Raw genomic sequence first — 13,306 nt, 5'->3', positions numbered from 1 at the left:
AACTTTCCTATGAATTATGATCCAAATTACAGTAGCCTCTTTTACTTTAACCCCTTGCCATCTTGGGTCTATGATTTAGAGACGTATCAGATTTTAGATGTAAATGAAGCGGCAATTCTACATTATGGGTATTCGAAAGTTGCATTTTTGGATTTGAAGCTGTCACAGCTCCAGCTGATTGAAGAAATTCCTCAAATGATTGCTGCTCATGCAACTATTGATAGTAGCGATGGAAACATTTTTTTTGGGGTATTCACGCATCTCAAAAAAAATGGCGAACGAATTCGCATGGAAATTAATGGCCATAAACTTGATTTTCTTGGTCGTGCTAGCATGTTGGTGGTTTGCCAAGATGTAACACTTAAGGAAAAGCAGTTCAAAGTAGTTCAAGCATCCAAAGTAGATTTACAGATCAGTGAGGCAAATTTTAGAACTATTTTTGAAATAGCTACTTTAGGAATAGCTCAAGTAGATCCGTTCGATGGGAAGATACTACTGATCAATTCTTATTTCGAACAAATTACAGGGTACTCTCGAGAGGAATTACGCTATATGAATTTTTTAGAGCTTACCCATGAAGATGATCGAGCAAACGATAGTGAAGTCTTCAACCGGGCTAAAGGTGGTGAAGCAGCTTACTGCCATGAGAAGCGATTTGTCCGTAAAGATGGCAGTATCATTTGGGTACGTGCACACGTCGCATGTATCAGAGACGAATACGGCAAAGTCTCCAAGACTGTAACTATCTGCGAAAATATTTCTACTCAAAAACAAGAAGAACAGCGTTTAAAACTGTTGGAAAGTGTAATTACCAATACTAAGGATTCTATCCTAATTACCGAAGCACAACCATTTAATGAGCCAGGACCAAAAATCCTTTATGTAAATGATGCTTTTACCCAAATGACAGGCTACACTAGGGAAGAGGTGATTGGTAAAACTCCAAGGATACTCCAGGGGCCTAATTCAAATAAAGAAGAGTTGAAAAGACTTGGGAAAGCTATTAGGAATTGGGAGTCTTGCGAAATTACCGTGATTAATTACAAAAAAAATGGAGAGGAATTTTGGATTAATTTTGCTGTAACACCCGTTGCTGATCAAAATGGCTGGTATACGCATTGGATAGCCATCGAAAGAGATGTGACCGAACAAAAGCAAAAAGAAATAGCAAATGACCTTTTGGCACAAATTAGTTTGAATTTTTCATACCAAAACGATCTTAAAACTTCTTTGGAGGAGTTTTGTGCTAGCATTGAAAGGTTAAGTGATTTTGATTTGGTAGAGCTATGGATTCCTAATATTGAAAACACTCAAATCAATTTAATCACCACTAATTCGCATAAACCAAAGTTTAGAGATTTTTATAAAATAGATGAGCAGGTCATTTCTTTGGATGTTGAAAAAAGTCTGCCTGTTTCCGTCTGGAGGAAAAAGACGATAGTGGTTAAGGAAATTGTCGATGGAGACTTAGCTTATGTAGGAAAAGATGTAGCTAAAAATTCAAATAAAACATCAGCTTTGGGTATTCCTCTGTTATTCAATGGAGCAGTCGAAGGTGTCTTAATCATTACCTCACATAGGGATTTACAGGATTTGAAACAATACCTCGATTTGTTTCAAAATATAGGACCATTTATAGGGACAGAGATTAAACGAAAAAGGTTGGAAAATGATTTAAGTTACCTGTATAAATCAATTCCGGATATTTTGTGTTTAGTTGATTTTGAAGGCAGATTTCTCAAGATAAATACAGCTGGTATAGCCTTGTTGGGATATTCTGAACAGGAAATCCTATGTCGTTCCTTTGATGATCTAGTACACCCTGAAGATAAGCGGAGTACAATTTTAGAATTAAAGAAACTTAAAGATGGGGGTGGTAGCATCCATTTTGAAAACCGTTATATCAACCAAAGCGGTGAGGTTATTTGGTTGAGTTGGACGTGTAATTCCTCAATGGAAGAAGGTATGTTTTATGCAACAGCTAAAAACATTACGCTTGAGAAAAAGTTAGTAGAACTCAATACGATCTCTTCTCAATTAGCCAAAATCGGCAGTTGGGAATTCGATTTAGTACGTGGGGAATTATTTTGTTCAGACATGGTATATACCATTTATGAAACGTCTCCCACCGATATTATGCTTGATATTGCTTCTGTCATTACTATGTATCGAGAAGATTTCAGGGATGAGGCATCTAGACTCCTAACGAATTGTATCCGTACAGGTGAGTCTTTTGATTTTGAAGGAATTTTGGTTACCCATAAAAAAAATGAACGGTGGGTGAGGACTATTGGGTCAGCTGAATTTATCGAAAAAAAATGTCACCGTATTTACGGTAGTTTTCAGGATATCCACACTTCAAAATCTCTTGAACTTCAAATAAGAGAAATTTTAGATAGTATTTCCGATGCTTTTTATGCTATGGATAAAAATTGGAATTTTACTTATTTCAATAAGGAAGCTGAGAATTTACTTGGAAAAAAGGCAGAAGATGTACTTGGTAAAAGTGTTTGGACCTTGTTTCCAGCTGCTGAACATACGCTCATTCACGAAATTTATGTAAATGTTGCGGAATCTGGGAGAGCAGCATCTTTTGAATATTGGTATCCAGGTGATGGAAAATGGTATGAAATCAATGCTTATCCATCACAAGGGGGGGTATCAGCTTATTTCAGAGACATAACCTTGAGAAAACAAGTTGATTTACAACTTGTAAAGGCGAATGAACGATTTCAAAAGGTAACGGAAGCAACGAATGATACCATTTGGGATTGGGATATTATAAAAGGAGAGTATTATAGATCAAATGCAATTGAAAAGATTTTTGGCATAGGCACTTCCAAACTCTTGAATGAAAAGGATTTTTGGAAAGATAAATTTCATCCGGATGATTTGGAAGAACTCAAAGAAAGTCTTGATAAATCCTTAAAGGACCCAGACTGCAAGCGCTGGGAAAAGGAGTATAGGATATTCAATTCAGGTGGTGAAATTATTTATGTGATAGATAGAGGAGTGATTGTAAGAGATGAAAATAATCAACCAATCCGTATGGTAGGAGCTATGACCGATATTTCGGAGCAAAAAAGGTTTGAGCACCGATTACTGGAATTGAATGAATCACTTAAAAAGTATGCGCGTGTTTTAGAGTTGACTAACCAAGAATTGGAGCAGTTTGCATTTGTTACGTCTCATGATTTGCAAGAACCCTTGCGAATGATTGTGGGATTTATGGAGCTTTTAAAGAAGAAGTATGGAAATCAATTGGACGAAAAGGCAAATCAGTACATTGAGTTTGCGTATGATGGTGCCAAAAAAATGAAGGGAATCATTATGGATTTGTTGGAATATTCAACGGCAGGTAATTTCACAGGTACTACAGAACTCGTTAATTTAAATGAAGTACTCAAAGATTATCAGTTGTTGCGTAGAAAGATAATTACCAATAAATCAGCTGAGTTAATTATCAGTCATCTGCCTTCAGTACAAGCCTTCAAGGTACCATTGGTTCAAACGTTCCACAGTTTATTGGATAATGCAATTAAGTATTCAAGACCGGGAGTATCCCCCAAAATAGAAGTAAAGGTAGAGGATATGGAGTCTTTTCTGAAAGTCACTATTTCAGATAATGGGATTGGGATTGATCAAGAGTATTTTGATAAAATTTTCATAATTTTCCAACGGATACCTACCAAAGATCACCATAAAGGCACAGGCATCGGTCTTGCAGTGGCTAAGAGGCATGTAGAATCCTGGGGTGGAGAAATTGGTGTGACGTCAGTTTTAGGACAAGGAAGTGATTTTTACTTTACTATTCCCAAAAGAACCAATTATGTCGTTTCGTAGTTGATGACAACTATTTATGAATTGCTAACCTTAAAAACCATGATGGGTTTTGTAGCAGTGGGTGGACCTTTAGTGTTATTATACAGCTACTTTGTTTATAGAACGTTTTGGGGTAGGGTAAGTTCAGATACGGATGGGTACTGAAAGATAAATACATTTAGAATTAAAGCAGGCATTAAATACTATACAAATTGGCAAAAGGTAAAAATTTTGGAATCTCTTAATATAAGCATAATGGTATTTTTTAAGAGTCATACCCTAAAATGCGGTCATTAGCCATATAAATTGAAGAATAAGGTAAATCACCTGTTGGAAAAAAATTAATACTTATGACATTTATATTAAATCCTTAGAAAAGACCGATTCAAGCCAGTTTTTCGCTTCTTTGGTAGACTCAAAAATCTCGTAGGGGACAGGTTGTTTTTGAAAGGAAAAAATCACACGAAGGATAGCTCGAATGGCGGCACTGGGGATAACGTATGCTGTTCCCACACAGTACAGCTCCATCAGGTTTTTATTTTCTTTAAGCCATGCTGCTTGCATTTGTTGGTGTTTAAGCGATGGGATAGAGGCATTACTCGCATCAAAAATGATCCCTAACTTTTCTTGGTTCCTATAGCAATCCTTTGTGCCTTGCAGATAAGCCTGAAAATTTTCATCGGTACTTTTGGTGCCAGTAAATTGAATATTTACTAAAGGCAAAGATGATTCGTCAATAATTGCATATGGTTCCATATAACAATAACTGGTTTAAAGCCAAAGAGTTTATTATTGGTTTTTTGGCATAGATTTTTCTGCTGTAAAGTATCTTGTGTGGGAATTACTTCACTTAATCATGCCAACTGAAATCAAGATTTTGCGTTAACAACGTTTGAAAAATTCACTGTGAAAAAAAGATATTATGAACAAACTACATGCCTTGGCCTTTATAGGCGGCTTCTTAATGTTAGCGGCCTCCTCATGTGCTCCTGTATATCGATGCGGAGACAGAATTCCCGATAAACTACCGAATGGAAAACGATTGAAAGCAGTTGTAATCGAACGCGATGAACTATGTGCCAATCTTGCCGTTAGTGAGTCTGAAAACGCAAATCTTACAGGAATGCTCAATGAAAGTACTCAACAAAATCAAGCTCTTCTACAGGAGTTCAATGATTTAAGAGGACTTTATGATGATCTGAGAAATGAAAATGTTTCGCAGGCACAGCAATTTAACACTGCACTGCAGCAAAAATCTCAGGAATTAACTGACAAAGAGCGCATACTTGCAGAACGTGAAAACGCATTGCGTGAAATGCAACAAATCATCTCCCGTCAAGATTCAATTACCAGAAATTTGAATGACATCGTTCGAAATGCTTTACTGGGATTTAATTCTGATGAATTGACAGTAGAAGTCCGGAACGGAAAAGTGTATGTATCAATGTCGGATAAACTATTGTTTCGTTCAGGAAGTGCCGACGTAGAACAAAAAGGAAGGGAAGCAATCAAAGTTTTGGCCGATGTCTTGAATAAAAATGAAGAGATAGACGTTTTGGTGGAAGGGCATACTGATAATATTCCAATCAGAACATCTCGCTTCAGAGATAATTGGGATTTGAGCGTAGTAAGAGCGACGTCCATCGTTCGCTTGTTAACAGATCAGCATCAAATACCATCCACAAGAGTAACTGCCTCTGGTAAAGGCGAATTCTTGCCACGTGCTTCTAATGATACTGCAGATGGACGGGCTTTGAATAGAAGAACAGAAATTATCTTATCCCCTAAATTGGATGAGTTGATGAAGATTTTGAATCCAAGTTAATGTATGAGTCATTTGGTTCCTTAGTGGTTGTTTATACTTTATCTGCCACTAAGGAGCCAAGACTCCAATTTTCTCGATGGTAATTTTCGATTTCCGCTTTTAAACTAGTGTCACTTACCATCTTATTTGAGGTTTATTTTGGCCGGATGACTGTCTACCTTGGACGATTAGCCGAATGAGAATAGTTGAAATATTGATATAATTGCAGATAAGAATATCTTGCAGAGAATTCTTTACTTTGTAGAAAAGCATTCGTTTAATTTTAGGTTCAAAAAATTCAATAAAACAATGAGAATTTTATTTACGGGAGGCTCTGGAAAAGCGGGAAAACATGCCGTTCAATACCTTCTGGACCAAGGTCATCAAGTCGTCAATGTAGATTTGAAGCCATTGGATATTACTGGGGTCAACACCTTAATTGCTGATATTACAGATTCTGGACAGATGTTTAACGCCATGACATCCTATGCCTGGTTTGATGAATTAGAAGCAGGGACTGGTGTGCCCAAATTTGATGCGGTGGTGCATTTTGCGGCAGTTCCAAGGATTCTGATTAACCCGGACAATGAAACCTTCCGTGTCAATACTGTTGGGACATACAATGTAATCGAGGCAGCGGTCAAGTTGGGGATCAAAAAAGTCATAATTGCATCTTCAGAAACTACCTACGGGATTTGTTTTTCAGATGGGCAAACCAACCCCAAATCTCTTCCTTTAGAAGAAAGTTATGATGTAGATCCAATGGATTCTTATGGTTTATCTAAAGTGGTCAACGAACAAACTGCACGTAGTTTTCAACGAAGATCAGGGATTGACATCTACGCGCTAAGAATTGGTAACGTGATTGAACCTCATGAGTATGCTGAGCTTTTTCCGCATTACTTTAAACATCCGGAAGTTCGTCGAAGAAATGCTTTTTGCTACATTGATGCACGTGATTTGGGGCAGATTGTGGATTTGTGTTTGAAAAAAGATGGGTTGGGCTTCCAGATTTTCAATGCAGGCAACGATCACAATGGTGCTATCATCCCGAGTAAGGAATTAGCAGCACGTTTTTTTCCAGGAGTTCCTTTTACTCGAGAACTTGAGCAACATGAGGCATTATTTTCCAATAGAAAAATTAAAGAAGTGCTAGGGTTTAAAGAGGAGCACAATTGGAGGAAGTATGTAAAAGGATTTTGAAGCTCTTTTTTTGATGAAAACCAACTATCACAAAATCTCTTGAGGTTTTTCAAGAGATTTTTGATTTTTTCTTGAGATTATCAGGCTGGATGAAGAGTCCAAGGCATTTACGTATATCTAGCTTGTGGTGAAATAAAGATCTACAGTTTTTTTTATAGGAGCCACATCATTTTTTCCATAAAAAAATGAGATTGCAAAGGTCTTTACCTTTAAATTATTATATTGTAGCATAAATAACCTACCGATAATTTTTTGTGGACGGGACACTTAAAGTTTTTTGGTCGATTAGCAATCATTAACCATTTTAATTTATAGGATATGTATTACAAAATCATGCGTATGGGGGTTTCTTTGATGGGACTTTTTGTCATCTCGATGTTGAGTCAAGGCTTGCTTTTAGAGGAGTTTTCTGTCACTGATCAAGATCAACGAAGACAAGAATACAGATTAGTCGTAAAAGTCATCAACGATGAATGGCGCGTTGTGATTGACGGAGATGATTCCCGTAGTGATGTGACACTAAGAAGAGGAGATCGGATTCGTTGGGTAGTAGAAGGTTCAGATGCTTCTTTTGCCTTTCCCGACCAGAATATTTTCGGTCATGAAACCCGGGTAGTAAAAGATGGAAATCCATTGACATTAGCAGTTTCAGCGAGAAGTCCCCGAGGTACATTTGCCTATACAGTTTTTGTTCATGAAGGGATGACCTATGCCAGAGGCCAATCACCTCCCCGAATAATTATTAGAAATTGAGACTATGTTTTTGAGGATTTTTAAGTGGGTTGGAATTGGCGTGGTGTTTTTTGCTTGTGATAGATTCACTGTCTCTGAGCAAAGTGCTTCCACATCCTTAATCGTGGGCGAAAGAACACACATGCTTTCGCCCACGATTACTCATTTAAAAGATCTTCAGGACTCTTTACAGCCTCAAATAATCTTGCTTGCAGATATGCCTGCTTTCAAACATTTAGCAATCCCAAGCACTGAGCAAGAAAGTTATACTTTTGAAGATGGTTACGAGGTTGTCCGCCTAAAACCTCCACAAATAATCTCTAGGTCATTCTTGAAAAATGATCAGGGAGATGCAATCCTAGATAAAAATGGTAATCCCTATTTTTTGGGGGATGGAGGACTTTCACACTTTACCACATTTACCACGGACGATGGTTTGGCACTGGATAATATTACATCATCCGTGTTGGATTCCAATGGTTACCTATGGTTTGGTACTTGGGGTGGAGGAATTTCCAAGTTTGATGGTATGTCTTTTACTAATTACAATACCAACCATGGTCTTGCCAATAATTTGGTTCATTGCATTGCCGAAGATTTGAGTGGTAGTATTTGGATAGGTACAGATGGGGGAGGAGTTTCTAAATTCGACGGACTGACATTTACCACTTACAGTGTCAAGGATGGATTGGCTGACAATTTGGTATACGGAATTACTCCCGATAGTAAAGGCAATATATGGATCGCTACGGGTGAAGGGGGAGCTTCTAAGTTCGATGGGAATGCCTTTGTGAATTATACGATTGATGATTCTCTTCCTAGCAATTCAATTATAAAAATTGCAGAAGATGATAAAGGGCATATTTGGTTTGCTACTGGGAATGCTGGGGTTAGTAGGTTTGATGGAAGTTCTTTTACCCAATTTACAGTTGCTGATGGACTAATTGATAATGAAGTCAATTGTATCATGGCTGATTCCTCGGGGAAGCTGTGGTTTGGAACCCGTGGTGGAGGTGTTTCTGTTTATCATGAGGACGGAAATTCCGAAAAAGGGGTTTTTACAAATTACACCAAAGCGGATGGTTTGGGCAGTAATGAAATTTGGCAAATTATTGAGGATCGTGAATCAATTATTTGGTTTGCAACAGGAGGCGGGGGTATTTCTAAATTTGACGGTAAATCGTTCACTAATTTTACGAGTTCAGAGGGATTACCCATGAGTCTTGTATATAGCATTACAGAAGATAGATCAGGGAATCTATGGATAGGAACAGGAGGCGGTGGAGTGGCGCTTTTTTATGGTTCTGCTTTTTCAAATTTCACTGTTTATCAAGGGCTTCCAGAAAATGGTGTCTACAGCATTATCGAAGACAATCAAGGTAATTATTGGTTGGGTACTAATGGAGGCGGTATTTCTAAATTTGATGGTAAATCCTTTACTAATTTTTCAACCGAACAGGGATTGGCTAACCCCTTAGTGATTAGTTCATTAAAAGATAGCAAAGGTAATTTGTGGTTTGGTACGGGTGGTGGAGGTATTTCAGTTTATAAAGATGCCTTCATGCAAAATCAAGCAGCGTCCTTTACCACGATTAATTCAAAAAATGGACTTCCCAATGATATTATATATTCGTTATTAGAAGATAGTCGTGGAAACATCTGGGTAGGAACTGGAGGGGGCGGTCTAGTAAAGTTTGATAGGTCTATACCCATTACAGGCAATGATTCCTTTACTATCTACACCACCTCTCAAGGGTTGCCCCACAACACAGTCTTAGGGCTTTTAGAAGATCGGAATGGTGCCATATGGATTGGTACCGCTGGGGGAGGTATCAGTAAGTTTGATGGAGAATCATTTACCAACTATACAACCGATCAAGGATTGGCCAACGATATTGTGTGGAGTATTTTAGAGGACTCGTTTGGTCAGCTTTGGTTTGCCACGCAAGGAGGAGGAGTTTCAAGGTTTGACGGAATAGCTTTTAGTACCTTTAGTACTAGAGAAGGTTTGAATGACGATACAACCTATGATCTCGTGGCAGATCTTGCAGGGAATATTTTTATAGGCACCAACCGTGGTTTAACGGTCATACCTGCAGAAGCATCACAAGTTCCATTTAATCAACTAAAACAAAAACTGGAATATTACAGCACCGCCTATGGTTATCCTGTAAAAGATGTCAATAAAGGCATGTTGTTGGATAGTAAAGGAATTCTATGGGCTGGCAATGGAAGTGATAAAACAGCTTTGGTTAGGTTTGACTACAGTCAATTAGAAAAGAAAAAATCTAAGCCTATCGTTAAAATCACGTCCATTAGTTTAAGTGAAGAAAATATCAGTTGGAGTTCATTGATCCCTTTAGAATCTACATCAATTGCGTCAGAAATATCAAAAGTTTACAGCAGTAGTGAATTAAAAACATATGGTAAGGTCTTAAGCGATGAAGAAAGGGCGAAGCTCCAAAAAAGATTGAAAGCTATTGCTTTTTCAGGTGTAAGTACTTATGAAAATATTCCTGAAAATCTGAGTTTGCCTTATTCTTCCAATAGCATCACGATTGACTTTACAACAGATGAATTGGCACGTCCCAATCTAATTGAATACAGTTATATTTTGGAGGGATACAGTAAAGACTGGATTTCTCCTGTCAAAAGTAACCGTGCAATTTTCGGTAATATGAGGGAGGGGAATTATCAATTTAAAGTGAAGGCTCGGTATACGGGGCCTTCAGAACAAGGATTCAATGATTGGTCTGAGATATCATCCTATGCTTTCAGTGTTCGTCCTCCATGGCACCGTTCGTGGTGGGCTTTTTCTATTTATGGGCTACTGTTGATCTTTATTCTGAGGCGAATTCATGTGTACCAAAAAGCTAAAACTATCCGTAGGGAAAGAGATCGTGCGCAGCAACGAGAACTCGAACAGGCTAAAAAAATCGAACAAGCATACAAGGAGTTAAAAACAACACAGGCGCAATTAATACACGCCGAAAAAATGGCGTCTTTAGGAGCACTCACAGCAGGAATTGCTCATGAGATAAAAAACCCGTTGAATTTTGTTAAAAACTTTTCAGAAGTTTCTATTGAACTTATTGATGAAATTTTCACCGAGTATAACAACCCCTCCGTAAACCCTAAAGATGAAAGTATTATCCTAGAAAATTTAGAGGACATTAAATTTAATTTAGGGAAAGTTCATCATCATGGCTCTAGAGCAAATAGTATAGTCAGTTCTATGCTACAGCATGCTAGAGGAGGCACAGGTCAAAAAGAACCGACGAATTTGAATGCATTAATCAAAGATTATACTACGCTTAGTTTTCATGGGATGCGCGCAGGAAAAAACCCTATCAATGTAGATATCAGGTACGAATTAGACGATTCTATTGGGGAGGTCAGTTTAATTGCGGAGGATTTTAGTAGGGTAATCGTCAACTTATGCAACAATGCCTTTGATGCCATGCGACATAAAATCCTTACAGGTGATCAAGATTTTCAGCCTACTCTTTATGTTAGAAGTAGATTTGATCAGGGGAAAGTGGTGATTGAAGTTGAGGATAATGGTCCCGGTATGTCAGATGATATTAGAAAAAAAATTCTCCATCCCTTCTTTACCACTAAAAAAGGAACAGAAGGTACTGGATTGGGACTTTCCATCAGTAATGATATAGTGATAGCTCATGGCGGAATCTTACATATAGAAAGTATACTTGGTAAAGGATCAAAATTTACGATAACCCTTAATGAACTTAACCACTAAACGGAATGAATATGACCAAAATTTTGGTAGTTGATGACGAAGAAGATTTAAAAATTCTCATCAAGCAGCGTTTCAGGCAAAAAATTAGGCAAGGAGAATACGATTTTGTTTTTGCTGAAAATGGGAAAAATGCACTTGAACAATTATTAGAACATCCAGATATAGACTTGGTACTCAGTGATATCAATATGCCAGTGATGGATGGATTGACTTTACTTAGCAGATTACATGAAAAGCATGGACTTGTAAAAGCAGTCATTATTTCTGCTTATGGAGATATGGAGAATATCAGAGTCGCTATGAATAGGGGGGCTTTTGATTTTATAACCAAGCCCATTGATTTCAAGGATTTAGAGATTACGATCGATAAAACAATTGCGCATATTGCAGCCATAAAGCGTACACTTCAAGCAGTCAAAGAAAATAACATTTTGAGAATGTATGTGGACGAAACCGTTCTCAATTTTATGGGTAGTAAGGAAATGGAAGTCTCTCTTTTTGAAAATGAAACGTTAGAGGGAACGGTTGCCTTTATAGATATTTGTGGATTTACGGCAATTAGTGAATCAGAGTCTCCAGACTTAGTTGTCAACATGCTCAATTCATATTTTGATATCATCGTTCAAGAGATTATCAACGAAGAAGGAACGGTTGATAAATTTTTGGGAGATGCAGTGATGGCAACTTTTAAGGGGGATTTTCATCTTGACCGAGCAATCGATGCTTGTTTAGCAATTAGAGAGGTTATTAATATGACTGATTTAAGCATTGGTGTTTCGAAATTTAAACCCCAAGTATCGATCGGCATCAATAGTGGCGAGATGGTTTGGGGAAATATTGGTTCAGCTGCACTGAAACGATTGGATTACACCGTAATTGGAGATACTGTAAACCTAGCAGCAAGATTACAGGCTGCTGCTGACAAAGGGGAGATTTTTATTTCAGAGCAAAATTACCTTAAAATCAAAGATTCCTTTGAATGCTCTATTGTCGGCGAAGTTCAAGTGAAAAATAAAAAAGAGCCAATTGTGGTGTACAAAGTTGATAAATAACGCATCTACCACCTTATTTTCTTAAAAATCAGTATATTCAAACTACTAAAATTTAAATCCAATGAATCCGATCAGCTGGAAATCCGTTTTTTCTTTGAGAGCTATAATTTTTACAGTTCTAGGTGTTGGGCTGGCAATTATTGGCTTACAAGGATTCATGGTGCCCAATAACTTTTTGGATGGAGGTGTTACGGGTATTTCCATTCTTGTAAAAAGCTTCTCAAATATCCATATCAGTATTTTATTGGTAGTTTTCAATATTCCTTTTTTGATAATCGGCTTTAAAAAAATTAGTAAGACATTTGGTGTACAGGCAACTTTTGCTGTCCTCTTACTAGCGGCTGGTATGTACTTCATCGAAATACCTGTTTTTACTACAGATAAAGTCCTGATTGCCGTATTTGGGGGCTTTTTTATAGGTCTTGGGATAGGATTTGTTATAAGAGGCGGGGGAGTAATTGATGGCTTGGAAGTAATAGCACTCTACACCGAAAGGAAATCTTCTTTTACTGCTGGTGAAATTATACTTTCTTTGAATACGCTGATAATTATCGGCGCTGCTTACAAATTTGGCATAGAAACTGGAATGTATTCGATCTTAGTGTATTATACTGCCATGAAAACTACCAATTATGTGGTGGATGGTTTTGAAGAGTTTACGGCAATGCATATTATCTCTAAGCAACCAGAATTAATTAAAAAAACAATCGTCAACGATTTCAATAAGGCAATAACAGTCTACAAAGGTGAGCGTGGATATTTACCTGGATCCTACAGTGTTAAAGCTGATGCAGATATCATCATGACCGTAGTTACTCGCCTTGAAATTCATAGAATTCGGGAGGCAGCAATTAAAATTGATCCCAATGCTTTTATTTATGTGCACAGCATAAAGGAGGTAAAAGGAGGTTTGATTCAAAAAAACTAAACGAA

General features: G+C 37.6%; 8 protein-coding genes. 7 read left to right on the top strand and 1 reads right to left on the bottom strand.

From position 1 onward, the window contains the following. Positions 1–9 precede the first annotated feature (9 nt). Positions 10–3,843, top strand: a complete 3,834-nt coding sequence (locus IPZ59_RS16225; protein WP_236137097.1) for a PAS domain S-box protein — start codon at positions 10–12, stop codon at positions 3,841–3,843. A 336-nt stretch (positions 3,844–4,179) separates the two neighbouring features. On the opposite strand, the gene IPZ59_RS16220 is transcribed toward IPZ59_RS16225, so the two are convergent. Further along, positions 4,180–4,578 (bottom strand): STAS/SEC14 domain-containing protein, encoded by a 399-nt coding sequence (locus IPZ59_RS16220; RefSeq protein WP_236137096.1) that lies wholly within the window; start codon positions 4,576–4,578, stop codon positions 4,180–4,182. 166 nt (positions 4,579–4,744) lie between these two features. Here IPZ59_RS16220 and IPZ59_RS16215 point away from each other — a divergent pair, with 166 nt between their 5' ends. The 6 genes from IPZ59_RS16215 to IPZ59_RS16190 all read left to right on the top strand — a co-directional run bounded on the left by IPZ59_RS16215 (position 4,745) and on the right by IPZ59_RS16190 (position 13,301). Beyond that, positions 4,745–5,647, top strand: a complete 903-nt coding sequence (locus IPZ59_RS16215) for an OmpA/MotB family protein (protein ID WP_236137095.1) — start codon at positions 4,745–4,747, stop codon at positions 5,645–5,647. A 288-nt stretch (positions 5,648–5,935) separates the two neighbouring features. Beyond that, entirely contained in the window at positions 5,936–6,829 is an 894-nt protein-coding gene (locus IPZ59_RS16210; protein WP_236137094.1) for an NAD-dependent epimerase/dehydratase family protein, read from the top strand. Positions 6,830–7,147: 318 nt separating this feature from the next. After that, complete coding sequence (locus IPZ59_RS16205) at positions 7,148–7,582, top strand: hypothetical protein (protein WP_236137093.1); 435 nt, start codon at positions 7,148–7,150, stop codon at positions 7,580–7,582. Between the two features lie 4 nt (positions 7,583–7,586). Beyond that, positions 7,587–11,321 carry a sensor histidine kinase gene (locus tag IPZ59_RS16200; RefSeq protein ID WP_236137092.1) on the top strand — a complete coding sequence of 1,245 codons (3,735 nt, stop codon included), beginning with the start codon at positions 7,587–7,589 and terminating at the stop codon, positions 11,319–11,321. 11 nt (positions 11,322–11,332) lie between these two features. After that, complete coding sequence (locus IPZ59_RS16195; RefSeq protein ID WP_236137091.1) at positions 11,333–12,373, top strand: response regulator; 1,041 nt, start codon at positions 11,333–11,335, stop codon at positions 12,371–12,373. Between the two features lie 61 nt (positions 12,374–12,434). Next, a complete protein-coding gene (locus tag IPZ59_RS16190; protein WP_236137090.1) occupies positions 12,435–13,301 on the top strand; it encodes a YitT family protein in 867 nt (288 codons plus the stop codon). Positions 13,302–13,306 lie beyond the last annotated feature (5 nt).

The organism is Mongoliitalea daihaiensis (assembly GCF_021596945.1).
Taxonomy (GTDB): domain Bacteria; phylum Bacteroidota; class Bacteroidia; order Cytophagales; family Cyclobacteriaceae; genus Mongoliitalea; species Mongoliitalea daihaiensis.
This window is presented reverse-complemented; position numbering and strand designations above follow the sequence as displayed.